We start from the raw sequence: 26720 nt of genomic DNA on the forward strand, positions 1-26720 counted from the left end.
ATGCATAAATTGAGGCCGGATAACCGGCCTCTGGTTCGAATAATGCTACTTTTCTTCAGTCAATGAGTAGGGCAACGGTTGAATAGTCAGCACACTACCAACATCATCGCGCACCCGTAGCACACTGTCTGCTGCCAGATCGTTGTTCAACACCGCCTGCACCCACACAGTGCCATCACTGAGTTGAATCGCGGCTAATACGGAACCGGTACGACGCCAATTTTCACCTAATTGCCACTCTAAATCTTCACCGGCTGCCGGTACACGGCTGGCAGCACCCGCTAACCAGTACAGCGCGCGCTTATTGGCTCCTCGGTATTTGGCTCTGGCTACCATCTCCTGCCCGGTGTAACAACCTTTACTGAAGCTAATGCCATTCAGCGCCTGAATATTAGTGGCTTGTGGAATAAACTGCGCGCTGCTGTCAGTATCAATAATTGGTAAACCTGCTTCGATATCCAGCGCCAGCCACTGTTTGCTGTTGTTAAACTGCGCGCGGTCAGCCAGTGTTGCCACCAGTTGCTGGGCTTGCTCGGCATCAGTTACCAGTAGAAAACGCTCGGCGGGGAGTGAGAAATGCAACAGTGTGCTATTACCTTGCTGGGTAACCGGATGCTCAGCACTCGGTAATTCGGCAAAAACCTCAGCCAACGCAGCTTTAGCCTGTGCCCCTGCAATGCCTAACAGAACGGCGTCAGGCTGTGCAGCAATCGTCACTTTAGAGAACACGGCATATTTCTTGAGTTCGCTTAACTGGTTATCCAGCAGGCTGCGGCGCTCAATAAATGCCAGCCCCTCGCCACGATAAAATAGCCGCAGGTTGCTCCACATCTTCCCTTTAGCATCACAATGGGCGCAAAGGACATGCTGGTCAGCGGGCAGAGCATCGATATCTGCAGTAACTTGCCCTTGCAGATATTTCACCCGATCAGCGCCAGTTAAGGTAACGAGTGCCCAGTCATCGAGCGAAATGAGTGTTAATGGCAGCCCGGAAGAGGCGACCGGTGGTTGTGCAGAGAACGGAGTGTTATGTGCCATGCTTACCTGCAAATGAAAAGTATCTGCCAATGAATAGCACCAGCCAAGGCGGTGCTGTGAGCTTATGCTCCAATGGTAAAATAGCGGGGTAGCTTTGCAAGCAGTTATTCCATGGATTGGTCATTATTATCCAATATCTAAATTAACTGCCATCTGAGGTACAATAGCCACAGATTCTGCGGCAGAATACTGAAGGTGTTTGAAAAAACAGCACTTGCTGAGCATTTAGCATCTTAAGCTTACAATTCAACGGTGATAATCTTCCCGTTGGGTGTATCAAATTGTTACTCTAGTCACTCACCGAGTCAGGCACTTATTGGTTGCCGGATTTGGATAATATCCTTCACTGAGGAGTCAATCAGGACATGGAAATCGATAATAAAGCCCGTATTCACTGGGCGTGCCGTCGTGGTATGCGTGAACTTGATATCTCTATCATGCCGTTTTTTGAACATGAGTATGATGGCTTGAGTGATAACGAGAAGCAGGCATTTATTCGCTTACTTGAGTGTGATGACCCAGACTTATTCAATTGGCTGATGAATCACGGGGAGCCGCAGGACAGCGAACTGCGCCAGATGGTCAAACTGATTCAAACACGAAATAAAGCCCGTGGCCCAGTGGCGATGTGACTTGCGGGTATCCTGGCACACTCAACTCTTCTCTTTATTGTCTCATGGTGTTTTGGTCATACTCACCTTGGTTGCACCCTGGCCCCAGGGGTATACCGCACTGTGGTTGGTATTGCTGACGCTGGTAGTGTTTGAGTGTATCCGCAGCCAGAAAAATATTACGTCCTGTCAAGGCGAGATCCGGCTGAAACCCGGTAACCTGGTTCTATGGAAAAGGCTCGAATGGATCGTGGTCAAACAGCCATGGATTACCCGTTATGGCGTGTTATTAAATCTACAGCAGTCGAGCAGCCGTTCAGCCCGTAAGCGGTTGTGGCTGGCCGCCGACAGTATGTCAGAAGATGAGTGGCGGCAATTATGTCTGCTATTGCGGCATTCATTTGGCTCAGATAAAGGTATGAATCAATGAAACCTTTAATCTGGCTGGTAGAGGATGAGCCGAGTATCGCTGATACGCTGATTTATACCTTGGAAAGCGAAGGTTTTACCCTCCGGTGGTTTGACCGGGGGGAACCGGCGCTGGCAGCATTGGCTGATGGCCCGCCCGCCTTAGCGATAGTGGATGTTGGCTTGCCTGATATCAATGGTTTTGACCTGTGCCGCCGCCTATTGGCGCGGGAACCCGCGCTGCCGGTGGTATTTCTTACCGCCCGTAGTGAAGAGCTGGATCGCATTGTCGGGCTGGAAATTGGTGCCGATGATTATATTGCTAAACCTTTCTCGCCCCGTGAAGTGAGTGCCCGCGTGCGCACGGTATTGCGGCGCTTACAAAAATCACACATTCTGGCTGCCTCTGCTGCTGTGCATCAATTCGGTGATTTCACTCTGGATGAGGCCGGCGCACGGGTGACCTATCATCAGCAGCCTCTCTGGCTCACCCGCTATGAATATCTGTTACTGAAAACCTTATTACTGGCCCCAGAGCGCATATTTTCACGTCAGCAACTGATGGATATTGTTTGGGCACAGGCAGAAGAGAGCCAAGACCGCACTGTCGATACCCACATTAAAACCCTGCGTTCAAAATTGCGCATGGCTTACGATGAGGAGTCACCCATTCGCACTCATCGTGGGTTGGGCTATAGCTTGAGTTACCGATGATGAGCTGCGAGCTATGAAGGATCAGCGATGAAAATCGGCGTGCGCTTACTGCTAGGTTACTTTCTGATCGTGGCCATTGCCGGTTATTTTGTCATTCGTATTTTCGTACAAGAAGTGAAACCTGGCGTCCGGCGTGCCACCGAGGGCACATTAGTGGATACCGCCACACTACTGGCTCAGTTTGCCCGGCAAGATATGCTGCTGGATAACGTTGCCAGTGGTCAATTGGCACAAGCGTTTGCTTCGCTAAATTTGCGGCCAATAGGTGCCAATATTGAAGGTATTCGCAAGGATCGTAACGAATATCGCGTTTATTTGACGGATGCCGACGGACGGGTGGTTTTTGATTCATCCGGTAAAGCGGTAGGGCAAGATTATTCGCGCTGGAATGATGTCTGGCTGACGCTACGCGGTGAATATGGTGCTCGCAGCACCCGTACCAACCCCGCAGATGAACAAAGTTCGGTCATGTATGTAGCAGCACCGGTCATGGCTGAAAACAAAATCATCGGGGTGCTCAGTGTGGGTAAACCCAATATTTCCATGGCACCCGTTATCAAACGCAGTGAGCGTAAGATCTTGTTGGCTGGTGGGGTCTTGCTCGGTATTGCCCTGTTGATTGGCTTGGGCTTCGTATGGTGGATAAACCGCTCTATCGGCAAATTGGTAGATTACGCTGAGCGGGTTGCCGAGGGGCAGGTTGTGGCGCTGCCAGCGATGGGCAGTAGCGAGTTGCATGATTTGGCCCGCGCACTGGAGAGTATGCGTCTTAAATTGGATGGCAAAGCCTACATTGAACAATATGTTCACACCATGACTCATGAGCTGAAAAGCCCATTGGCGGCCATTACCGGTGCGGCTGAACTGTTACGTGAGTCGCCCCCGCCAGCCACGGCACAGCGGTTTATTGTTAATATTGAGCAGCAAAGTGCACGCATCCGGCAACTGGTAGATAAAATGTTGGTGCAGGCGCGGCTCGAAAGTCGGGTCGATTTACAGTTTTCTCCATTGGATATCAGTCACATACTTAAACAAACCTTCAGTGCGAAAGAGGCACAGGCTGTCCGCCGCGGTATTTGCCTGCAACTGAAACGCGCCGATAGCGCAATATTAACCGGGGATGGGTTATTACTCAGCCAGGCGCTGACCAATCTGATTGATAATGCACTGGATTTCACGCCTTTGGGCGGGGCCGTGATACTTAGTGGCGAGCGGCATGAGGGGGAGTATCTGATAACGGTTGAAGATAATGGCAGCGGTATTCCCGATTACGCTCAAGAGAAGATTTTCGATCGTTTTTATTCGCTGCCAAGGGCCGATAGCCCGAAAAGTACCGGGTTGGGGCTGAATTTTGTGCGCGAGGTTGCCGCTATTCATCGTGGGCGGATTTCGCTGGAAAACCGCTTGCCACAAGGGGTTAGTGCCTATTTAGCGCTACCGCTGGAGGCAGCATGATTGGCTGACTTCACGTTCACTTCACATAGCCTCATTCTGCTTTCACTTCACTGACTTAAGCTGCTCCCCTGACCTTAAAAGGAGCGCAAGTCATGTTCAAGTCCGTACTATTTTGGAAAATAGCCACATTGCTGGGCTTAATTCTATTGATGATGATCCCGAAAGAGATGTTACTGAACGTTATCTCTGAACGCAGTGGTTATCGGCAAAGTGTTATCGATAAAGTCAGTGACAGCACCAGCCGATCGCAGAAGATCCTTGGTCCGCTAATTGTGGTGCCTTACAGCGAATGGGTAGAAAGCGAAGTTGATGGCAAGAAAAAGAGAGAGCGGATTAATCGTAGCCGCTACATACTGCCAGAGGTCATGACTGTTAGCGGTGCGCCAGATGTTGATGTGCGGCGATTGGGTATTTATAAAGCGCAAGTCTATCAAGGGGCGCTTAATTTCAACGCGCAATTTGACGCTACTGCATTGGACGACTTGATACATGACGGCGTCACTATCGGCAGACCGTCACTGGTGGTGGCGCTGAGCGATTCGCGGGGTATACAGCAAATTTCGCCACTCACGATGGGCAGCCAAAAAATCAACTTCGAACCCGGTGCTTTCCTGGGGCGGACTGCGAACGGTGTGCATGCCGAGCTATCATTGGCGCAGCTTCAACAGAAAAAATTTGATATTAGTTTTACACTGACGCTGACTGGCACCAATAGCCTGTCGGTAGTTCCTATCGGGCGTAGCAGTGAGTTAACCTTGCAAAGCAATTGGCCGCATCCTAATTTTGTCGGCGAGTTTTTACCGTTGCAGCGCAAGGTGGACGAAAAAGGCTTTCGTGCCCACTGGAGCACTAACTGGCTGGCTAACAACATAAATATCAACTTTGCGAGTGATGACCCACATGTCGATTTCAATGCTTTACCCGCTTTTAGCACCAGCTTGATTGAACCGGTCGATCACTACCAATTAACCGAACGAGCCATTAAGTATGCCATTCTGTTTATTGGTCTCACTTTCTTCAGCTTCTTCCTGTTCGAAAGCCTGACCTCACTGCGTGTGCATCCGATTCAATATCTATTGGTGGGGGCGGCTCTGGTGCTGTTCTACCTAATGTTACTGGCGTTCTCTGAACACCTTGGTTTCACGCTGGCTTACACTATCGCCAGCTTGAGTTGTAGCTTGTTGATCGCTATCTACCTGAGTGCGGTGCTGGGCGGGTGGCTGCGCGGTGGGTTGTTTGCTGGTGGTTTATTGCTGTTGTATGGGGTTTTGTTTGGCTTACTGCAATCGGAAGACAATGCATTGTTACTTGGCGCAGGGTTGCTGTTTATTATTCTGGCCGCGGTGATGGTACTAACACGGCGTTTAGACTGGTATCAAGTGGCTAACCCGCAGCTATTAACTGGGCAGAAATCGAGCGAGACCAATACCGATAAGACAGTGGATAAACCGGTAGCAGTAGGGGGGAGCAATACCGACGCGTTCCGCTTATGGGATTGATATAACGCAAGGGATACAGAAGCGGGCACATCAAGTGCCCGTTTGGCTGACTACAGCAGTGCGTCCATCTCTAAGAGAATTTGATCACACCACTGTTCGATGCGCTCTTCGCTCAAGTCGTATTGATTCACTTCGTCCAATGCTAAACCAACAAAGTGTTTACCATCGGCGCTGAGTGGTTTTGGGCTAGTAAATTCAAACCCTTCTGTCGGCCAAAAACCGATAAACTTCACGCCCAGTGGGGCGATATGATCGTGCAACATACCAAGAGCATCCAGGAACCATTCGCTATATCCGAATTGATCGCCCATACCATACATGGCGACAATCTTCCCCTTCAGATTAAGCTGCGTTAACTGTGGCCAGATGGCTTCCCAATCTTCCTGTAACTCGCCGAAATCCCAGGTAGGGATGCCTAAAATCAGGATGGAGTAGGCTTCCATCAGTTGGGGGCTGGCATCCTTCAGGTTGTGCAAATCAACCAAATCTTCGCCAAGAATATCGCGGATTTTTTCTGCTACCATTTCGGTATAGCAGGTGCTGGAGCCGTAAAAGAGACCAATCTTCATGATGTATAGCCATAGCATTACTAATAAGGAATAGCATCGAGTGTACCAGATTTGTCTCGTCATCAGGCATAATGGCGCTTGAGTTCAATCAAAGAGAGAAACAGTAATGCAGCAGCAAAATAACCCGCTGATTGAACAGTTTCTTGATGCCTTATGGCTGGAAAGAAACCTGGCCGAGAATACACTGGCGTCATACCGTCTGGATTTACATGCTTTAACCGGATGGTTAGAACATCACGGCAGTGATTTATTGCGTGCAGGTTCGCAGGACTTACAATCCTTCCTTGCTGAGCGCATTGAAGGCGGCTATAAAGCCACCAGTTCGGCACGCTTACTCAGTGCGATGCGTCGCCTGTTCCAATATTTATACCGCGAAAAGCTGCGTGAAGATGACCCAACAGCACTGCTCTCATCACCTAAACTGCCGCAGCGCTTGCCTAAAGATTTAAGTGAAGCGCAGGTTGATAGGTTGCTCAACTCACCCAATGTTGATATCCCGCTAGAATTGCGCGATAAAGCCATGCTGGAAGTGCTCTATGCCACCGGCTTGCGAGTCTCTGAACTGGTCGGGTTGACCATCAGTGATGTTAGCTTGCGTCAGGGGGTGGTGCGGGTCATTGGTAAAGGAAATAAAGAGCGGCTGGTGCCATTGGGCGAAGAAGCGGTGTACTGGATTGAAAACTACATGGAGCACGGGCGTCCATGGTTGATTAATGGTCAATCGCTAGATGTGCTGTTCCCTAGCAATCGTAGCCAACAAATGACCCGACAGACTTTCTGGCATCGCATCAAACACTATGCGATCCTTGCAGGTATCGATAGTGAACGGCTTTCACCCCATGTTTTGCGGCACGCTTTTGCCACGCACCTACTGAATCACGGTGCAGACCTGCGTGTGGTACAAATGTTACTGGGCCACAGTGATTTGTCGACAACCCAGATTTATACCCATGTAGCTACGGAACGTTTGAAACAGCTACATCAACAGCATCATCCACGCGCATGATTGTTTTGAAGAAAAACGATGTTGCGTGGAAAGAGATAGGATTCATAAATGAGAAAAAGTTTATTGTTACTGCCGGTGTTAATCGCCGCATTCGCCGGCCCGGTTAACGCAGATGATGCCGCTATCCAGCAGACGCTAAAAAAATTAGATATTCAGCAAGCTGATGTCCAACCTTCGCCGATCCCAGGTTTGAGCACGGTGATGACCGAAAGCGGGGTGCTTTATATCTCGGCCGACGGTAAACATCTGTTGCAAGGCCCGCTGTATGATGTGAGCGGTAGCCAGCCCGTTAATATAACCAATCAGATGCTGGTGAAAAAGCTTGAAGCATTGAGCAGTGAAATGATTGTGTATAAAGCACCACAGGAAAAACATGTTGTTACGGTGTTTACCGATATCACCTGTGGGTACTGCCATAAGTTGCATGAGCAGATGAAAGACTATAACGCGCTGGGCATTACCGTGCGTTATCTGGCGTTCCCACGTCAGGGCTTAAGCTCTCAGGCAGAAAAAGATATGCGATCCATCTGGTGTATGGCTGATCGTAATAAAGCTTTCGATGATGCAATGAAAGGCACTGAGGTATCACCAGCTACTTGTAAAACAGACATTAGCAAGCATTACCAGCTCGGCGTACAGTTTGGTATTCAGGGCACGCCTGCAATTGTGCTGCAAAATGGCACTATCGTTCCGGGGTATCTGGAGCCGAAAGAGATGTTGGCAATGCTGAATAAGCATCAGGCTTCCTTAAAAGCGGCGGGTTAATCACCCGTGACACTCAAAACTCAACTTCGTCGTCGTGAGGCGGCGGATGACAGCCATTTACCCGCGCAATTGCACCCGTTACTGCGCCGTCTCTATGCCAGTCGTGGGGTTAAAACTGCGACAGAACTGGAACGGGGCGTGAAAGGTCTATTGCCCTGGCAGCAACTCGATGGCATTGACGCAGGGGTTACCCTGTTACAGCAAGCGCTGGCTGACAAACGGCGTATCGTGATTGTCGGCGATTTTGATGCCGACGGTGCCACCAGCACTGCATTGGCAGTACTGGCTTTGCGCAGCATGGGTGGCAGTAATGTTGATTACCTGGTGCCCAATCGCTTTGACGATGGCTACGGGCTTAGCCCGGAAGTGGTTGAACAGGTCGCTGCCCGTGGTGCGGAATTGATTGTCACGGTCGATAACGGCATTTCTTCTCATGCCGGGGTGGATTTGGCCCATACCTTGGGCATTCAGGTACTGGTTACCGATCACCATCTGCCGGGTGAAACCTTGCCAGCGGCTGAAGCTATCATTAATCCGAACCTGGTTGGTTGTGATTTTCTCTCCAAATCACTGGCTGGGGTGGGTGTTACCTTCTATCTGATGTTGGCATTGCGCGCCCGTTTGCGTGTGAGCGGGTGGTTTGAGCAACGTGCTTTAGCGGAGCCAAATCTGGCAGAACTGCTGGATTTAGTGGCGCTGGGGACGGTGGCTGATGTGGTGCCACTGGATGCCAATAACCGGATTCTGGTCCATCAAGGATTAAGCCGAATTCGTGCGGGGAAATGCCGTCCAGGGGTCCGCGCACTATTGGAAGTCGCCAACCGCGATGCCCGTCAATTGGCTGCCAACGATCTGGGCTTCTCCCTTGGCCCACGGCTTAACGCTGCCGGTCGCCTTGATGACATGTCTATTGGGGTCGCACTTCTTCTCACTGACGATATCGCTCAGGCCAGAGCTTTAGCAATCGATCTGGATGCCCTTAATCAAGCGCGCCGAGAGATAGAGCAGGGGATGCAGGTTGAGGCGTTGCAACTGTGCGACCAACTGGAACGTACCAGCACTGAATTGCCCTATGGCATTGCGATGTATCATCCAGAATGGCATCAGGGTGTGGTAGGGATTTTGGCCTCGCGCATCAAAGAACGTTTTCATCGGCCAGTCATTGCTTTCGCCCCTGCGGGTGAGGGGTTACTGAAGGGATCGGGCCGCAGCGTAGCTGGGTTACATATGCGCGATGCGCTTGAGCGCCTGGATACATTGAACCCAGGGTTGATGCTGAAGTTTGGCGGCCATGCGATGGCGGCGGGATTATCATTGGAACAAGATAAATTCGATGAGTTCCGTCAGCGTTTTGCCGATTTAGTCGGTGAATGGATGGATGCCTCACAATTGGAAGGCGTTATTTGGTCCGATGGTGAACTGAAAGGCAACGAACTATCGCTGGAAACAGCGGAGTTGTTGCGCGATGGCGGCCCATGGGGGCAGTCCTTCCCTGAGCCAACATTTGATGGCAAATTCCGTATTTTGCAGCAACGGTTGGTGGGGGAACGCCATCTAAAACTGATGATTGAGCCGCTGAATGGCGGGCCGCTACTCGATGGTATTGCGTTTAATATCGATACCACCTTATGGCCGGACAGCAGCGTGCGTGAAGTTAAGCTGGCTTACAAACTCGATATTAATGAATATCGCGGTAATCGTAGTGTCCAGTTGTTGGTCCAGCATTTGTGGCCTTATTAGGCAACATTCAAATAAAACCCGATGAGCTGGCTTAGGCCAGTGATTCGGGTGAATAAGTCGGGTTAACGCCACTGTAATTTCAAGTAAGCAGGAAATATAGTCAACGAGCTATAAACCGCCGAACAGATCCGTTAGAATTACCAATTCTGTGCCCTAAATAATTCGAGTTGTAGGAACGCGGCAACTGAGTAAATTTCGAAGGATTGACGTCAGTCAATGATTCGGGTGAACGAAGACAGCCAACACTCATGCAGCTTGAAGTATGACGGGTATAATGACATTCCGTCATCTACGACTCAACGTAAGACTCAAAACCATGTTTGAAATAAACCCGGTAAAAAATCGAATTCAGGACCTGTCTGATCGGACAGACATTCTCAGGGGGTATCTTTGACTATGATGCCAAGAAAGAGCGACTGGAAGAAGTAAACGCCGAGCTGGAACAGCCCGACGTCTGGAATGAACCTGAGCGTGCGCAAGCGCTGGGTAAAGAGCGTTCTGCGCTAGAAGAGATTGTCTCGACCATTGATCAATTGGATCAAGGTATGGAAGACGTTTCCGGCTTGCTGGAATTGGCTATTGAAGCTGACGATGAAGAGACCTTTAACGAAGCCATTGCTGAGTTAGATATCCTTGACGGCAAGCTGGGCCAGCTCGAATTCCGCCGCATGTTTTCTGGTGAATATGATAGCGCCAACTGCTACCTGGATTTACAAGCGGGTTCTGGCGGCACAGAAGCCCAGGACTGGGCCAGCATGCTGCTGCGTATGTACCTACGCTGGGCTGAATCAAAAGGCTTCAAAACTGAAATCATCGAAGAATCTGATGGTGATGTTGCTGGCCTAAAGTCAGCCACCATTAAGATCATCGGCGATTACGCCTTTGGCTGGTTACGTACTGAAACTGGCGTTCATCGCCTGGTTCGTAAAAGCCCATTTGACTCCGGTGGCCGTCGTCATACCTCTTTCAGTTCTGCTTTTGTCTATCCAGAAGTTGATGATGATATTGATATCGAAATCAACCCGGCAGATCTGCGTATTGACGTTTACCGCGCATCCGGTGCGGGTGGTCAGCACGTCAACAAAACGGAATCTGCGGTACGTATTACCCACCTTCCAACCAATATCGTGACTCAATGCCAGAATGACCGTTCTCAGCATAAGAACAAAGATCAAGCGATGAAGCAGTTGAAGGCGAAGCTGTATGAGTTTGAGATGCAAAAGAAAAATGCTGATAAGCAGGTTTTGGAAGACAATAAGTCTGATATCGGTTGGGGTAGCCAGATCCGTTCTTATGTACTGGATGATTCCCGTATCAAAGATTTGCGTACCGGCGTGGAAACACGTAACACGCAAGCGGTACTGGATGGTGATCTGGACAAATTCATTGAAGCAAGTTTGAAAGCCGGGCTATGAGGAACTGAGATGTCAGAGCAAAAACCACAAGTCGCTGAGCAAGCGCAAGAACCAGAACTCAATAGTGAGTTACAAGCTCGTCGGGAAAAGCTGGCCTTGCTGCGGGAAAAGGGAATTGCGTTCCCTAATGATTTCCGTCGTGAGCACCTCTCTGACCAGCTACATGCTGAGTACGGGAGTAAAGAGAATGAAGAGTTAGAAGCACTGAATATCGAAGTCACCGTTGCTGGTCGTATGATGACCCGCCGTATTATGGGTAAAGCATCATTCGTCACACTGCAAGATGTCGGTGGCCGCATTCAGTTGTACGTTTCCCGCGATGATCTGCCGGAAGGCATTTATAACGAAGAATTCAAAAAGTGGGATCTGGGCGATATTCTGGGTGCTCGTGGCAAGCTGTTTAAAACTAAAACCGGTGAGTTGTCTATCCACTGTAGCGAACTGCGCCTGTTGACTAAAGCGCTGCGTCCGCTGCCGGATAAATTCCACGGCTTGGCTGATCAGGAAACCCGTTACCGCCAGCGTTATTTGGATCTGATCGCTAACGATGAATCTCGCCATACGTTCAAAGTTCGTTCGCAGGTGATGTCTGGTATTCGTAGTTTCATGGTGGAAAAAGGCTTCATGGAAGTCGAAACCCCTATGATGCAAGTGATCCCAGGTGGTGCCTCAGCGCGTCCGTTTGTGACTCATCACAATGCGCTGGATATCGATATGTACTTGCGCATCGCGCCAGAACTGTATCTGAAACGCCTGGTCGTTGGTGGTTTTGAACGTGTATTCGAAATCAACCGCAACTTCCGTAATGAGGGTGTTTCCCCGCGTCATAACCCAGAGTTCACCATGATGGAACTCTATATGGCGTATGCGGATTACAAAGATCTGATCGTGCTGACGGAAGAACTGTTCCGCACTCTGACTGAAACCGTATTGGGTAGCAGTGTGGTGCAGTATGGCGAGCAGACATTCGATTTCGGTAAGCCTTTTGCCAAATTGACCATGAAAGAAGCCATTTGCAAATATCGCCCTGAAACCAATGTGGCAGATTTGGACGATATGGACAAAGCTTTGGCCATTGCTGAGTCATTAGGCATTAAAGTTGAGAAGAGCTGGGGGCTGGGCCGCGTTCAATGTGAGATCTTCGAGGAGACCGCAGAGAGCCATCTGATTCAGCCAACTTTCATTACTGAATATCCAGCAGAAGTTTCTCCGCTGGCACGTCGTAATGATGATAATCCGTTTATCACTGACCGCTTTGAGTTCTTTATCGGTGGCCGTGAGATTGGTAACGGTTTCTCAGAGTTGAATGATGCTGAAGATCAGGCTCAGCGTTTTGCTGATCAGGTTAGCGCTAAAGAAGCTGGCGATGATGAAGCGATGTTCTACGATGAAGACTACGTCACCGCGCTGGAACATGGTTTGCCGCCAACTGCTGGTTTGGGCATCGGTATCGACCGTATGGTGATGTTGTTTACCAACAGCCACACCATCCGTGACGTTATCTTGTTCCCGGCTATGCGCCCGGTTAAATAAGTTATTGTGGTCACGGTAATCTATAAGGGTGCTGTAGCACCCTTTTTACTAAGCAAAATAGCCATAGTGATACTTGGTTTAATCTAATCGCTTAAAATACCGGCGCTTAGACCATATCTTCGCTTGCCCACGAGGAAGAACCGGTTATAATGCAAACCGCACACCGAAGCGGGTGTAGTTCAATGGTAGAACGAGAGCTTCCCAAGCTCTATACGAGGGTTCGATTCCCTTCACCCGCTCCAAAACTTCCTTAACGTATTAATTCCACTGTCTTTTTAAAAATCATACGTGATGGCACTCGTGATCCTCCTACAAAGGAGTGATACAGCCGATGGCTCAGCGTTATAATCTCTATCGACGTTCCAGCGGGATATACGTTCTGCGGATCACCGTTCCGGTTCGTTATCGTGCCCTGATAGGGCAGCGTGAAATACATTCATCTACCCGCACAACTTACCTTGCAAATGCCAGAGTGATCGCCGCGCGTTTGCTGGAGAAGTGGTATGCGTCTCTGGAAGAGTTCAGACAATTGGATAAAGAGAAGATTCGGGGTAATGCCCCACTGTTAGCTGGCGCTGGTAAAATCAGCCTGTCATTGTTTTGTGAGTCATTTGGGGTTGAGCTTGAGACGGTCATTCAGCATCTACTGGCGAACAACGTTCCGGTCTATTGCTTTGCTGAAGGGCGGACAGCTTTCCAAATCGAAGATTACACTGAAGTGGAGCGAGAAGATAACGGTGGTTTTGTGCTCAACAACCTTGAGCAGAAAGGCATAGAGGGCGTAATCCGGGGCTACGTCCGGCTGTTTCATTCCAGTTATGCGTTTAAGCAGTTATTAGAGCATGGGTATACTGATGAGGGTGCGTTCAGAACGAATGGTGATAACCGTCTTTCTATCTGGCTGATGGATTTCCCTGGAGTCAGATTGGATGCAAGTTCTTTGTTTATCAATAATGTGCAGGCTGAGAATCTGCGTAGCATCTGGGATAAAGCGTTGGCTAAATCTGAACCGGAATTGCCTGTTCTATCATGTGTTCCTGCTCTTGTATCAGCGCCAGTTTCTCCAATTGTTGTAGTCACTAACCCGTTTTGTAACCCGATATACGCCGCTAAAACTATTTCTGAAGTTCTGGAGAAGTTTATTGGATACAAGAAGACAGGGGATTTTAAACTTGCCAGTGAGAATAAAATTCGTTCGCGGATAGCTCACTTTATCGAAGTCATGGGCGACTTAACGCTTGCAGATTTAGATCGCGATGTAGTGAAAGATTACGTTGTCAAAATGCAGAATATGCCCGGTAATTTGTATTTGATGCGGCGTAGGTATGATGCTGAAGATTTTAACCAGCTTATCGAAAAAGCACTTGCTGCTGATGAGCCAAAAATGACTAAAGATGCTATAGAGCGCCATATAGCATCAATGGGGGCGATGTTGGAATGGGCACGCAAGGAAACCTACCTGATCGCTAACCCTACGGAAAACGTCTTAGCGAAACGTAAGAGAACAAGTAAAGATCAAGATAAGCGTAATCAATTCACTGATGATGAGTTAGAACTAATATTTTCCGCTGATTGGTTTAAAAAAGGCGCAGGTATACCAAATAAATTTGGGCGTTATATCAACTTTCGCCCTTATCACTATTGGCTACCATTGCTGGCTTTGTATTCCGGTGGTCGAATCAATGAACTGTGCCAGCTTTACATTTCTGATATTCGGATGAGCGAAAATAGTGTTGCGTATTTAGATTTTAACCTAGATACCCCGGATAAAGTTGTGGATGACGAAATGGAAGCTGACAAGTCATTGAAAAATATCAATTCTCAGCGACAGATGCCAATACATCCAGAACTCATTAAACTTGGTTTTCTCAAATATGTAGAAGCGTTGAAAGCGAACGGACAAGAACGCCTTTTTCCTGAATTAAAACATAATGAAATTAAAGGTTATCGCGGTTATGCATCGAAATGGTTTAACGAGAATTACCTCGGGAAACAACTTGAACTGCCACGCAACGGGAAGAGGGTTTTCCACTCACTTCGTCATAACTATGTTAACCACCTCGACAGGCTGGAATTAAGCGAGCGTATGATCGCGCAGTTGGTCGGTCATGCTCGTGGTAGCACAACTGCAATGACGACTTACCGCAAAGACCGGGCAGTTGAAGAACAATTCGATGCTATCTCTAAGTTAACCTACGACCTTCCTGATATTAAACCATTTGATGTCAAAGCGGGGCTTAAAGCTTTGAAGGATGCTTTACGCAAGCAGAGGCCGTGATATGTATTCGCTCACGTGCCATGGGAAGCTCTCTGGCACGTTTTCTATAAAGGGGCGTAGATTTGCAGGTTTCAGATTTGTAGCGCTCTCTGGGGTGTTTGGTCTAGTTGGTTTAACAGAACATATGCAGTCCACTGTTTGAGAATATTTTAGTTTTAGTTCTCAATCTTTGTGCTCCAGAGTTGTTCCATCCTTTTCAGGCTCTGGTATTGTTGTTTTAAAGCACTATCAGGTGCATCAGTAGCTACCCTGTCAAACAATTCCCTGTTTGTGTCTTTGAATGCTTCATTCAGTAGCAGAGTGGTCATTTCATGCTTGGCTTGCATCTGCCTAAACTTCGCAAAATTCCTGTCCGCTCTCCGCTCACTACTGTAAATCCAATACCCCAAATACAGTGAGAAAATGGACATGGATACAACAACGGAAATGACAGGCTTAAAATCGTAGTGAAAGCCCACAAAAAGGCCTGTTGCAGCACCAACACACATTAAGACAACGGAAAATATCATGGTTTTTAGAAAAAGCTCCGTTTTTCCCATAGAACACCTACCATTAAAAGAATTCATGATTTGAGCCATTATGCCACTATAAGGATGATTCTGCCGCCTCCGAAGTTTTTAAACGCTATGCCTGAGAGGGGGACTGGCAAACCTAGGGCTTCCACTTTTCGGCGCGACAATTTTTCCGGTAGCTTTTGTCGTATTGGTTGGGGGCTGGTGGGGGCTAAGCTGAAACTTCAAAACAACTGAGTTGTATTTTCTTCTTAACTTATTGTTTTGTTTTATATGTTTTATTTAAACCTCTTCTCTGGGGAGCAAAACTAGCCCAAGGGATCAATGCGATAATTTGCAGTGAGATCCTTGGCTAATCAGGCTTCCGGAGTTGTAACCTCTTCTCTGGGTCCCTGCTTGGATCGGCGATGTGAGCTACTCTGCTTTAAAAAAGACTCACCAGAGTAAGCCCTTTGCAAAACATGATAACTCACTATTGGATATTGGCTATGCAAGTCCAAGACTCAGCACCTCACATAACCTCACGCACTCTGGCATACGCCGCCTTTCGGAACTAGACCAGTGGGTAATAGTGCGACCCTCTTTTCACCCCGGCTCCGCTACGCTAGCGGCTGAGCCTTGTTGATACGCCATTCCGGGTAAGCGTCTGTATACCAAAACCCCGAAAATGTATTCTAATAGTAACATTTCGAATCTCAAGTTCAACATGATTTTGATTCTACTTGGTTCCCAGCAGCACAAGAGTGAGGTCTTCACCACTAGGCATTGATGCCAGTCCCGTGTCTTTACGCATTTCAACGGTCATCGAAATGAATGCGTCTCTTTGAGGTTTCGTCGCCATTGAGGCCCCCAGTCTCTCGAATTCTGCGAACGCTTCGATCACTCGTCTAGAACCGTAGAGACAGATCCTGGCTTTTGCATCAGCGACTTTGATGAATGCGTCCGAGCGCTTTTCATCTGCTATTTTTTTGTCCGGTATATGTCTGGTTTGGGCTTGCTCGCAAACGCCCTTCAAATAATCCATGTATGACTTTGTTTTCATGTCACGCAACGCTCGTTTGTATTCGATTTGACGAGTAAAAACGTATTGGAGAAAAGCACCGATAATAACTCCAGCGAAGGGTAAATATGGGAGGAGAGAATCCAGCATCTTCAGTTCCGTTATTTCTGGGAGGATATCTTTATCATGCCTCGTTTTTGGGATGAGTAGCTATAGCAGTTCAACTGCTGCCAACAAACGACCGTTTTCCGGCACCCCTTCGCAGGTATCTTCCGGGATGTTGAAAAATTAGCCTTGGCAATTGTTGGCAGGCGTCCTATTGTTGACACCGTTTTCTGACAGGTATTGAGAGGTGTTGAGAATGGCGATTTTCGGCTACGGGCGTGTCTCTACCGCTCAGCAAGATACGGAGAACCAGAGGTTGGAGCTTGAGCAAGCTGGTTGGATGTTTGACTTTTGGTTTGCCGATATTGTTAGCGGGAAAGTTCAGGCAATTCAGCGTAAGGCGTTTGCTGAAATGCTTGGCAAAATTCGAACCGGTGAAACGCTGGTAGTGGCAAAACTCGACCGTTTGGGGCGTGATGCTATTGACGTGCTCCAGACAGTCCGATTGTTATCTGATCGCGGCATCAAGGTGATCGTCCACCAGCTTGGAACAACTGACCTCACTTCTGCTGCCGGTAAGCTTCTATTGTCGATGTTGGCAGCGGTTGCGGAGATGGAGCGTGATCTACTGATTGAACGCACTCAGGCGGGTTTGTCGCGAGCAAAAGCCGAAGGCAAGAAATTGGGTAGACCTTCTAAAATCGCACCAGAAGCCCGTAGAGCGATTATAGAGAAAAAGAGTAGCGGAATCAGTGTCAGTGCGTTAGCGCGTGAATACGGCGTTTCCAGAGCAACTATAGCCGCGTTGCTTTAAACGTTTATTGCTTCTCGAAGCTCTTGGGCGACAACTCGTTGTATAGCGGTTCTAACTTTCAGACCGCAGGGCTTATCTCAGAGAAAGATTGCCAATACACTTAATCATTTGGGCATAACTACGCCTCATGGTGGAACTTGGCGATTGTCTCAGGTTCATGGAATAATCAGTAGGTTAGAAGAAAATGTGAAAGAAGAGACTCAGTTTAAAATGCTTTCGGTTGCGTTAAATGAATTCTTCACTTAAAACATAACGGTGTCGCATATGTCGATGTTTATGAGAGAGTTAAGTTAAATTGAAGAGCGTGTTCTTCTTTGTTCCAATGTCTTCGGTGGATGCGATACAGTCTAACCTTATGAATTGCTTATGAAATCTTCTTTCAGCGCATTGTATGAAAGATAGGAGGCAATTCTTATCTATAAAAATAACTGTTAGAGGCTATCATGGATGTCTTACAGGAAATATTGAAATGGTCTAGTTCCGAGCTACCCCTCTGGGCAAGAGACTGCTTAAGGAGACAATTGGCTTCTCCCTCATTGGAGGATAGTGATTATGAAGAATTATTGGAATTGATAAAGATTGAAAATAAAATATTGCCCTCCGATAAATTAGAATCTCTCCCCTTAAATAAGGATCATATTCCGGTTTCAGCGGTTAATGATCAAGTCATTAAGATTAAAGAACTAAGTAGTCTTGTTCACGTGAACAGGATTGCGCCTGACCAAAAAATTGCATTCTGTGATAATGGGATTACCATCATTTATGGTATGAATGGTGCGGGAAAATCAGGATACGGGCGAGTTCTCAAGCATGCATGTAGAGCACGAGATAAAGGTGGTGCGATACTCCCTAATGTAAACCTGCCTGGCTATTCATCCAATATACCTAACGGGAAATTTAAAATTTCTCTGAATGGGAAAGAACACGATTTACAATGGTCTTATAATTCACCATCCCCAGAATTGTTGTCCTCAATTAGTGTTTTTGATACTCTTTGTGCATCATCATATCTGAAAGAAGGCGAGGCTGCTTATTTACCTCGCGGTCTCGATATTCTTGAAGAATTTGCAAATATAATAATTCCTAAATTAGCAGAAAAAGTTTTAGCCGAGGCTAAGGCTATAGATGTGAATAAAGAGATAACTCAAATTTTTACAGATGGCACTAGTGTATCTGATATATGTAAAGTATTGGACCATAAAACAGATGTCGTAAAATTAAGAGATTTAGCCACTTTAAGTGATTCCGAGCTAAGTAGAGATAAAGAGCTAGATAGAGTTCTGGCAGAAAAAAATCCTGAGGAAAAGTATAAAGAATTACTAAGAAGTGTATCGCACATAAAAGAGCTTTGCGTTAGGATCAATAATCAAAGTAAGTTTATAAATAACGCGGCCATGACAAAGCTTAAGTCGTTGATCGAAGGCGTTACTAATGCAGAAAAGGCATTAAATGAGTCAGCGCAAAAACTTGCGGCCGGAGATGATTTATTGCCTAACACTGGTGAAGGTATCTGGAGAGATTTGTTTCTGTCTGCCAAAAAATACTCGCTCAGTTGTGCTTACCCAGGCCATGATTTTCCCTCCGTTGGTCGTGATGCAAAATGCGTTTTATGCCAGCAACCTATATCTGAAGCAACTGACAGAATGTTACGCTTCAATGAGTTTATTAATGATGATATATCTAAATTATTAGATGAAAGAAAATCTTCTCTAAAAACAGCTAGAGAAAAAATATATACTGCTACCCTTGATTTTAGTTTTAATGCTGCAATACATATTGAAATTGGCAATGAGCATAGCGAATTAATTGAAAGAGTTAATAAGTATCAAGAAGATATTATCAATACAAAGACTGCAATGCTTTCAATGATTGATAGTAAGAACTTCGCGAATATCGAATTTGATTATAATCCAATTTCAGAGCTAAGACTTCTGGCTGCTAGCAAGTTACGTGAAGCAAGGTTATATAAGCAAGCATCCAAAAAAAGAAAGATTGACGCTCTAATAAAGGAAAGTAAAGAACTCAAAGCACGAATTATGCTTGCGGAAAAATTAGAAGGCTTAATTTCTTTAGTTGGTAGGTTGAAGTTATATAACACTCTTAACTCAATTAGCTTTTCAGCATTATCAAAAAAAGTATCAGATAAATCCAAGTTGTTTGCAAATTCAATAATAAGTAATGCGTTAAAAAAAGATTTGGATGAAGAATTTTCTAAATTGGGTGTTTCTCATATAAAAACAGTTCTCAAACCAAGAGTTTCTAAGGGGAAGGTTTTTTATAGTTTGCTTTTGGATATACCTGTCTCAAATAAGGTGGATTTAATTTTGAGTGAAGGGGAACAGAGGGCTGTATCGTTAGCATCTTTTTTAGCTGAATTAAAACTTGCCAACCATTCATGTGGGATCATTTTTGATGATCCAGTATCTTCTCTTGATCATCATAGAAGAAGACGGGTAGCAACAAGATTGGTTGAAGAAGCAAAAAATCGGCAGGTAATAATCCTCACGCATGATATCGCTTTTTTGAGCGAGTTAATATTTGCTACCGAGAAAAATAATGTCGATAGCTTAATACATCACCTGCAATGGACTGGAGATTTTTCAGGCTGCGTTTATGATGGTTTACCTTGGGACAAGGTCAGCTATAAAACCAGAGTTGAAAAGTTAAAACAAGAATCTCGGCAATTAGATCCTTGGCCTGTATATCCCAGTGCTGAGCAAGATAACTCGATGCGAAGATTATATAGCCGTATGAGATCAACGGTTGAGAAAATGGTTGAAGATGTGATATTCGCTGGGATTGTGGTTAGATTCAGTGAAATTATAGGAGTTGGCAATTTACATAAATTAAGTGGGCTTGAGCGAGAATGTTGTATTGCGATTTCTGAACTCTGGTCAAAATGCCATCGTATTACTGATGCTCATGATCAACCTGCATACAAACAGACAGCGTTACCAAGCCCTGATGAATTTCGAGCAGATTTAGAGCTTATTTTAGATTTAGCAAAAAAAGCAGCAGCGACTCAGATTAAAAAATAGTTAATCTTTAAGCATTCAGGGAAGAATTCCCTGAATGCTTTCATTCAAATGAAGCCGCGATGACTTCCCCAGTGTTGGCGTTAAAAACACAAAAGTATTGCAATGGTATCAGCATATTCATGCTGTTAATGGCCTTAGCCTGTTGTCCAAATGCTTGAATCGTTTTCTTTTGCTCGTTGTGCCAAAGGTAAGTGTCGAAAACTGGCCGCGCTTCACTTTCCTGCCACACATGGCGAAACGCTGCTTTCTTGTCCATTACCTGCTTGCACTCTTTGACGGGGTTGTGGTGCGCTTTTGCATAGCATTCCGGGGCGCTACCTAAGCACAAGGTCTTGTGTTTCGCTGCCGGGTGTTCTGCGCTTACAGCGGAAAATGCACATACGCCCAGCACCAATGAGAGGGTTCCAAGAATTCCACATGAAACTGCGCGTAGCGTGCTGATCTGACGTTTTGAAAAAATGCGAGCAACAAATCCATAGCTGACGCAACTAAGCGCGACACCCGCCACCATTGGTAATAAAAAACCTGATCCCGCCATGATTCCCTCCTTTTCAAAAACACATTACGCCTACTAGCGAATGTTGGGGACGACCAACCGATGACGATCATAATACTTTGTGGATTTTAAATGTCACTATTGGTTTTCATTCTGAATCATTGAGGGTTGTCATGAGGCAGGCGGCTAATAATGCGAGTGACTCAGCCCGCTGAAGTTAGGGTTGATTCAAAATGTCTCATATGGAGCGTGGCCTTACAGTAGTCAAAATTGCACATTCAGTGCATGAAAAAGAACTTGAGAATACAGTTTGGCGAGCGGGTAAAAGAACTGCGTATAGCCACCGGAATGAGCCAAGAAGCGTTTGCTGATCGGTGTGGGTTCGCACGCAGCTATATGAGCCGAATCGAACGTGGTGGCTCTAACGCTTCTCTTGATGCGATTGAAGTGCTGGCTGGCGCTTTAAATGTCGAGCCGTGGCGATTGTTGGTGTCTGACTTGTCCGAAGATACCGACCCGGAATTACTGGTTCCATACGCAGCCGATGGTTCCTGTTTTCACCCCGGTTTGGCGAGCACCCGTGATGGTTCGTTTGGAGTAGGTGATAAAGCTGCTCAGAAGCGTTTTGGCACGTTTTCCGAAGCTCTCGACTATCTACGTAGTATGGAGACGGCAAAATGGCGTAGGCCCAATGCCAGTGGCAACTGGGGCATTGTGTCAGCGGTGCGTTGGGACAAACTGAGAAAGTAGCTTAACTGTAAGTTTATGAATCTTAACGCTGTATGGATGAACAGTGTCCATTAGGCGCTGATAGTCCCACGTTTCATCAACTTATCGTTTCTATAAGAGCGAATGAAACGCCAAAATTCAGGTGCATTACGTAGGCGTTACGGTGGCGTTTGACTTTGGGGTTGAATAGGAGAATTCATATAAATAACATTGAGTTAAATGGCATTTCTGAACAAGTTCTGTCGGGTTTAAATTCGTTTCAAAATCCGAAAGCAGTGGCGTTTACTTAACGTCCATGCAGTTGCGCAGGAATGTTGTAGTTCCTCCTACAAAACCCTCCTACAATGCGTCAAGTTTTTGTTAATAAATCCATGGGATTACGAGATCTTTGGAGCGGGGGTGATTTCCCTTCACCCGCTCCAATCTAACGTCTCGCAGTATCTCCCGAAGTACATCAAACCCAGTAAATCCGCACTTCTCAGGCTAATCTAGTTATTCCTATATACATGTTCGTCTATTGAAATCTACTTATAGCGGGGGGTATATATGGGGATATTAAATTGTACCCACCTAAAAGGTACCCTCAGATAATCTAACTTTATGCCTACATTTAATCACTATGGCTTAGCACTGTTAAACCCCAGTTTCGCTTATCACTGGTTCGCCCAGTTGTTTCATACCAGCTATCGTCAATGCACTTCGCAGACATAAACCATGAAGTGCACCAAACACCGCTGGGAGCTACCCTGGTGCGTTTTTAATTCCAGGCAATGAAAAGTCATAGTGTGGCGTTAAGGTGAGCTCTGAGTGCGCCAGGTGAAACCTTGCACCTATGCTTTCAGCTAAAATAGATATAAGCCATCACAGCCAAGATAACTATTGCGGCATAACGCAAAATTCGCTCGCGGTTCCTGATGAACCATGTTCGTTCGTAACGTAGTGGTGTGCAAAAAGGTGTTACCCATTTGAGATATTCTGCGTTGATGCTACTCAATACCTCTTTGGATTCATTCAGGTTACTACCGAAAACATACTGACGTTGTAGTAAATCAGCCGACAATGACTAATCGTCTCTTTGTCACTCACTAATTTATCTTCATTAATAAAATCAAAGTGATCGATAACGATTTGGTATGAGGCTTGTATATTTTTACTGGTTACAAAAGCATCACAGGTGATCAGATCATTTTTAGCCAGGTATTTCAGGAGATCAATCTTCTGAGTTACCTGCAAATTATCAACCAGTTGCTGCCTGAGCGCTTTATCAAATGGCCGGATATATCCAAGTTTCGGATCAATTTCAGCGCCAAACGACTCATATCGGTAAAACTCCCCTTCCATAGGTTTGCCGCGCCAGTCAAAGCGCACATAACCATCTGGTTGAGTCTGGTAACAATTGGATATTGGCATAAACATCCTTGATAAAAGGCGATGATGACATTCGTAAGCAGTTCATTGAACTAGGTAGGTGCGGATTTTGCAACACAGTTTATCGTGCAGATATAAGGATTGATTTTCCGTCGCCGCCGTTTTTGAACGCTATACCTGAGAGGGAGCTACCGAACCCAGGAGATCCACTTTCCGCGCCCAATTCTCCCGGCAGCTTCCCTCATAGCTTGAGGTTGTTTTCCTTTGCCCACTTTCTTAACCTGCCGCAGGCATTGGAGTAGGGGGAAGATGTATTGAAAGAAATCATCCTTCCCATTGTCCATTTGCCATACCACGCTTTTCCATACAGGTCATTGCCAGATCGCTGATTGATCAATTCAACGATTTCGCTTTTAGCGTTCTGTAGTTGGCTGCTTAGCGAGCGTAAATCCAAATCGCTATAGTCGCGATAAAACTTTTGGGCGAGAAGACCCAGTTGGTTCCATTTATAACCTGTTTCCGGGAAATCAACAGGCTTTCCCTCTTCATCAAGCGTTATCCATTTGATAACTAAATTGTTCCAGCCAAGTAAGTAGGAGACAAGATTGCAAACACTCATTACAGTGTCTTTTGCATGCCCTTCCATTGATTCATCTAATGCTAATTCGGGTGGAATTGATGCGAGGTAACCTGACAATTTATTGAAGTTTTTGTCTATTGCCAACAGGAGTTCTGATTTGGTTTGTGGCACACCCATGAGAATTCCCTCCCTAGTTGTTGGGATATTCAGCGAGTTTGGCAACAGAGGGGGGCTTACGCGAGCACTTTCTGGAAAAGATGTGAGAGAAAACGCATTATTAATCTGATTAGATTGTATTTTTCCTTTTTAACTTATTGTTTTATTTTGTAAACCTCTTCTCTGAACATGAAATTATGCTCGATACCCTGAGCACGTTAACGCATATATCGGCATACTGAAAGGAGCGATCTTCATGTTCCTCACTTCAAAACCAGCCAAAACACCAGGAACGATAAAACACCCGATACGTTAGGTTCTGTTGGCAATAGCTGGCGACGAATCAGGTGCTTAAAGATCATATTCACTCGCTATTTACGGCTAGAAGGTGATTGTTTTTACGCTGAATAACCTGCAAAAGAAGGAAGAGTGATTCTCTCTGATCTGTTTGTTTATTCGCAGTTAAAAAGTAATGAAACCAAAGTAATTAACTGTATTCTGTTCTTATGCCAAATATCTATCGGTATTCCCTATGTTGATAGCCTACTTAGATGCGTTAAATATTTTGAGCACGCCTGTTTGGCTCGTTTTACCCAAAAATCAGGAAATACTTTTTGCTAATAAGGAAGCCCGAGCAATTGCAGGTGATAGCCCACTCCAGTTACTGCGCAATGGCCGGTTTTCAGCACATGCGCAGCAGCATCTGGATGCATACCTGCCCGCTTTGGCAGATGAAGATCAAATCGTTGAAATTTGGACTATTCAAACAGAAGGCAATAGCTTTCCCCTAAGTTGTCGGCTCTCTTTGACACAACTGGAAGCCTACGGAGACGTTATTGTTTTCGAAGGGCTTTATATTGCCGGTGCGGAGGTCACTCGCCCCAATGTTGGTCGGCTGTGCTCGAAGCCCTACTGCCGCGACGAACGGGGTTTCTATGAGCAATTTTTCGACACCAATACGGCCCCGATGTTATTGATTGATCCATCGGACGATGGACAAATTGTGGATGCTAATCAAGCGGCAACCCGTTTCTATGGTTATTCCCGGGATGAGATGTGTATGAAACATACTTGGGAAATTAATACCATGGGTAAGGATGTATTGCCCGTAATGCGTGAGGTAGCCAAGCTGCCCGGTGGGCACAAGCCTCTTAATTTCATCCATAAATTAGCCGATGGAAATACCCGCCATGTGCAAACTTATGCCGGCCCCGTTGAGTTGGATGGTATGCGGCTAATGCTTTGTATTATTCATGATATTACTGAACAAAAGCGCCTGGAACAGGCATTAGAAGATGCGGCCTTACGGGATCCACTGACCGGCTTGGGGAATCGGCGGCAATTCTTTAATCTTGTCGAGCATGCTAATGCACAAAGCCAACGTTATGCACAAGGCTTCAGCTTGATGTTGGTTGATGCAGACCATTTCAAGCAAGTTAATGATCAGTTCGGGCATCATAAGGGTGACGAAGTCCTGATATTGCTGGCAAGAACCCTGGAATCCCGAATTCGTGAAAGTGACATGATTTTCCGTTGGGGAGGCGAAGAGTTTGCCATTTTACTCCCTTCAACCAATTTAGCTGGCGCATTACAAGTGGCGGAATCTATTCGTGAGGCCGTTCAGTTAGTGTGTCAACCCAATCTACCGCAACTCACTGTCAGTATCGGTGTGGCACAGCATCAGGTTGGTGAGGATTCCGATAGCTTATTCAAACGTATGGATGAAGCCCTTTACCGCGCTAAGGCGGCAGGGCGCAATAGAGTGCTGGTGGCATAGGCCGATGAGGGGGGATTAGCTGACCTCCCTTTACCAATAACTCACCGCTCTATGAACAGAGTAGTTTTGCCGTTGTATTTATCTATTCCAGCGGCAAATGATCGAGTGGTTTTACCTCGCGCAGGACGAAGGTGGTTTGCATCTCTTTAATGCCCGATAATCGGCGGATGACGGACATGGCGAAAGTGGAGAAGCTATCGAGGTCTTCCGCGACCACTTGCAGCAGGAAGTCAGCATCTCCGGCGACAGCATAGCAAGCGATAACCGGCTTTAACTCCCCCACCTGCATTTCAAATAGCTTGGCTTCTTCCTCACTGTGGCTGTCAATTTTAACCCGAATAAATGCCAAAATACCCAAACCAATTTTTCGTCGATCGATATTGGCCTGATAGCCGGTAATAACGCCGCTTTCTTCTAATTGTTTCACCCGCCGCCAACAGGGGGAGGTTGCCATTCCCACTTTATCGGCTAGTTCTTGGTTAGTCATACGGCCAGCATGCTGTAACTGTTTCAGTATTTTAATATCTGCCGGTGTTATGAGTGATGATGGCATTTTCTACCTAATTATTATTTTATTTGGGAATGTATTACCAATATTAGCTGAATCCAGGTGATAAAAGAAAGCACTTACCTGCCAGCGAGGGATATGATTATTGATATACATTATCGGTAAAAGGACAGTGGCTGTGGCAGAGCAAATGCGGATCGCGATTATGGTTAACCCTGAACTCCCTATTGGTTTAATTGCCAATACCACCAGCGCGGTAGGTATTGGGTTAGCGGCAAAATTTCCGCAACTGGCAGGGGCAATGTTGTCCGATTCAGGGGGGAAAGAAATTGATGTTAGCTCAAAATTACCGGTACCTATTTTACAGGCAAATGCTTTGCAGATGAGAGAGGTGCTGTTGAAAGCATTGACGGCTAGCCATGAACGGGCAATTGTGCCTTTTCCGGCATTTGCGCGCGCAATGCACAGTTTTCAGGATTATGCCGATACGTTCCCGCTACGTTCTCTTTGTGATGAGCCGCTAGACGGTTTGGGATTGGTCGGGCCGGAGAAATGGGTTCGTTCATTGACTGGCGCGTTAAAACTGCTGCGCTAGTCAGGCAGGTT

Annotated in this window: 25 protein-coding genes and 1 tRNA gene; 18 read left to right on the top strand and 8 right to left on the bottom strand. The window is 46.5% G+C overall.

Translation table 11 applies throughout. From position 1 onward, the window contains the following. Nucleotides 1-45: 45 nt before the first annotated feature. Nucleotides 46-1038: a tRNA-modifying protein YgfZ gene (gene ygfZ, locus EL015_RS04140; protein ID WP_005193095.1), complete on the bottom strand. Its 993-nt coding sequence runs from the start codon at nt 1036-1038 to the stop codon at nt 46-48. 365 nt (nt 1039-1403) lie between these two features. Here ygfZ and sdhE point away from each other — a divergent pair, with 365 nt between their 5' ends. From sdhE to creD, 5 genes are all read left to right on the top strand, one after another. Continuing rightward, nucleotides 1404-1670, top strand: a complete 267-nt coding sequence (gene sdhE, locus EL015_RS04145; protein WP_005193092.1) for an FAD assembly factor SdhE — start codon at nt 1404-1406, stop codon at nt 1668-1670. After that, nucleotides 1651-2079, top strand: a complete 429-nt coding sequence (locus tag EL015_RS04150) for a protein YgfX (protein WP_032908006.1) — start codon at nt 1651-1653, stop codon at nt 2077-2079. The genes sdhE and EL015_RS04150 overlap by 20 nt, the downstream gene beginning before the upstream one ends. Beyond that, nucleotides 2076-2771, top strand: coding sequence for a two-component system response regulator CreB (gene creB, locus EL015_RS04155; RefSeq protein ID WP_032908003.1), 696 nt, complete (start codon nt 2076-2078; stop codon nt 2769-2771). The genes EL015_RS04150 and creB overlap by 4 nt, the downstream gene beginning before the upstream one ends. Nucleotides 2772-2798: 27 nt before the next feature. Beyond that, a complete protein-coding gene (creC, locus tag EL015_RS04160; RefSeq protein WP_032906548.1) occupies nt 2799-4226 on the top strand; it encodes a two-component system sensor histidine kinase CreC in 1428 nt (475 codons plus the stop codon). Nucleotides 4227-4318: 92 nt separating this feature from the next. Continuing rightward, entirely contained in the window at nt 4319-5725 is a 1407-nt protein-coding gene (gene creD / locus EL015_RS04165; RefSeq protein ID WP_005185995.1) for a cell envelope integrity protein CreD, read from the top strand. Nucleotides 5726-5775: 50 nt separating this feature from the next. On the opposite strand, the gene fldB is transcribed toward creD, so the two are convergent. Further along, on the bottom strand, nt 5776-6294 hold the full coding sequence (fldB, locus tag EL015_RS04170) for a flavodoxin FldB (protein WP_005185992.1): 519 nt from the start codon (nt 6292-6294) through the stop codon (nt 5776-5778). Nucleotides 6295-6400: 106 nt separating this feature from the next. Between fldB and xerD the strand changes: the two genes are divergently transcribed. The 7 genes from xerD to EL015_RS04205 all read left to right on the top strand — a co-directional run bounded on the left by xerD (nt 6401) and on the right by EL015_RS04205 (nt 15031). Then, nucleotides 6401-7300 carry a site-specific tyrosine recombinase XerD gene (gene xerD, locus EL015_RS04175; protein ID WP_005185989.1) on the top strand — a complete coding sequence of 300 codons (900 nt, stop codon included), beginning with the start codon at nt 6401-6403 and terminating at the stop codon, nt 7298-7300. Nucleotides 7301-7348: 48 nt separating this feature from the next. After that, nucleotides 7349-8065 (top strand): bifunctional protein-disulfide isomerase/oxidoreductase DsbC, encoded by a 717-nt coding sequence (gene dsbC, locus EL015_RS04180; protein ID WP_005185988.1) that lies wholly within the window; start codon nt 7349-7351, stop codon nt 8063-8065. Between the two features lie 6 nt (nt 8066-8071). Next, the gene (gene recJ, locus EL015_RS04185) at nt 8072-9805 is read left to right on the top strand and encodes a single-stranded-DNA-specific exonuclease RecJ (RefSeq protein ID WP_005185987.1); all 1734 of its coding nucleotides are present in this window, start codon (nt 8072-8074) and stop codon (nt 9803-9805) included. A 316-nt stretch (nt 9806-10121) separates the two neighbouring features. Then, nucleotides 10122-11220 (top strand): peptide chain release factor 2 gene (gene prfB, locus EL015_RS04190; protein ID WP_105165864.1). Its coding sequence is split into 2 segments (ribosomal slippage): nt 10122-10196 and nt 10198-11220, totalling 1098 coding nucleotides; the frame shifts between segments, so codons are not numbered across the junction. 9 nt (nt 11221-11229) lie between these two features. Further along, nucleotides 11230-12753: a lysine--tRNA ligase gene (gene lysS, locus EL015_RS04195; RefSeq protein ID WP_005185985.1), complete on the top strand. Its 1524-nt coding sequence runs from the start codon at nt 11230-11232 to the stop codon at nt 12751-12753. Between the two features lie 168 nt (nt 12754-12921). Further along, a tRNA-Gly gene (locus EL015_RS04200) sits at nt 12922-12995 on the top strand. 89 nt (nt 12996-13084) lie between these two features. Next, entirely contained in the window at nt 13085-15031 is a 1947-nt protein-coding gene (locus EL015_RS04205; RefSeq protein WP_005185984.1) for a site-specific integrase, read from the top strand. Nucleotides 15032-15186: 155 nt separating this feature from the next. On the opposite strand, the gene EL015_RS04210 is transcribed toward EL015_RS04205, so the two are convergent. Together EL015_RS04210 and EL015_RS04215 are read right to left on the bottom strand one after the other, a co-directional pair. Further along, the gene (locus tag EL015_RS04210) at nt 15187-15609 is read right to left on the bottom strand and encodes a hypothetical protein (protein ID WP_040154925.1); all 423 of its coding nucleotides are present in this window, start codon (nt 15607-15609) and stop codon (nt 15187-15189) included. Between the two features lie 652 nt (nt 15610-16261). Next, nucleotides 16262-16693, bottom strand: coding sequence for a hypothetical protein (locus EL015_RS04215; protein ID WP_032906545.1), 432 nt, complete (start codon nt 16691-16693; stop codon nt 16262-16264). A 211-nt stretch (nt 16694-16904) separates the two neighbouring features. On the opposite strand from EL015_RS04215, the gene EL015_RS04220 reads away from it, so the two are divergent. From EL015_RS04220 to EL015_RS04230, 3 genes are all read left to right on the top strand, one after another. After that, entirely contained in the window at nt 16905-17462 is a 558-nt protein-coding gene (locus tag EL015_RS04220) for a recombinase family protein (protein WP_001575459.1), read from the top strand. 42 nt (nt 17463-17504) lie between these two features. Next, entirely contained in the window at nt 17505-17708 is a 204-nt protein-coding gene (locus tag EL015_RS22155; protein WP_405197966.1) for a recombinase family protein, read from the top strand. Between the two features lie 275 nt (nt 17709-17983). Then, on the top strand, nt 17984-20500 hold the full coding sequence (locus EL015_RS04230; protein ID WP_225627633.1) for an AAA family ATPase: 2517 nt from the start codon (nt 17984-17986) through the stop codon (nt 20498-20500). A gap of 40 nt (nt 20501-20540) precedes the next feature. Here EL015_RS04230 and EL015_RS04235 read toward each other — a convergent pair whose 3' ends face one another. Then, nucleotides 20541-21038: a hypothetical protein gene (locus EL015_RS04235; RefSeq protein WP_005185972.1), complete on the bottom strand. Its 498-nt coding sequence runs from the start codon at nt 21036-21038 to the stop codon at nt 20541-20543. A 243-nt stretch (nt 21039-21281) separates the two neighbouring features. Between EL015_RS04235 and EL015_RS04240 the strand changes: the two genes are divergently transcribed. After that, nucleotides 21282-21746: a helix-turn-helix domain-containing protein gene (locus EL015_RS04240; RefSeq protein ID WP_005185969.1), complete on the top strand. Its 465-nt coding sequence runs from the start codon at nt 21282-21284 to the stop codon at nt 21744-21746. A gap of 990 nt (nt 21747-22736) precedes the next feature. Here EL015_RS04240 and EL015_RS04245 read toward each other — a convergent pair. Beyond that, nucleotides 22737-23135 (bottom strand): hypothetical protein, encoded by a 399-nt coding sequence (locus tag EL015_RS04245; RefSeq protein ID WP_241971671.1) that lies wholly within the window; start codon nt 23133-23135, stop codon nt 22737-22739. Between the two features lie 199 nt (nt 23136-23334). Beyond that, complete coding sequence (locus EL015_RS04250; RefSeq protein WP_005185963.1) at nt 23335-23850, bottom strand: ClbS/DfsB family four-helix bundle protein; 516 nt, start codon at nt 23848-23850, stop codon at nt 23335-23337. Between the two features lie 511 nt (nt 23851-24361). On the opposite strand from EL015_RS04250, the gene EL015_RS04255 reads away from it, so the two are divergent. Continuing rightward, nucleotides 24362-25606, top strand: a complete 1245-nt coding sequence (locus tag EL015_RS04255; RefSeq protein ID WP_005185947.1) for a sensor domain-containing diguanylate cyclase — start codon at nt 24362-24364, stop codon at nt 25604-25606. An 82-nt stretch (nt 25607-25688) separates the two neighbouring features. Here EL015_RS04255 and EL015_RS04260 read toward each other — a convergent pair whose 3' ends face one another. After that, the gene (locus EL015_RS04260) at nt 25689-26159 is read right to left on the bottom strand and encodes an Lrp/AsnC family transcriptional regulator (protein WP_005185944.1); all 471 of its coding nucleotides are present in this window, start codon (nt 26157-26159) and stop codon (nt 25689-25691) included. A 127-nt stretch (nt 26160-26286) separates the two neighbouring features. Between EL015_RS04260 and EL015_RS04265 the strand changes: the two genes are divergently transcribed. Next, nucleotides 26287-26709, top strand: a complete 423-nt coding sequence (locus EL015_RS04265) for a DUF2000 domain-containing protein (protein ID WP_005185938.1) — start codon at nt 26287-26289, stop codon at nt 26707-26709. Nucleotides 26710-26720 lie beyond the last annotated feature (11 nt).

Source organism: Yersinia intermedia (assembly GCF_900635455.1).
Taxonomy (GTDB): domain Bacteria; phylum Pseudomonadota; class Gammaproteobacteria; order Enterobacterales; family Enterobacteriaceae; genus Yersinia; species Yersinia intermedia.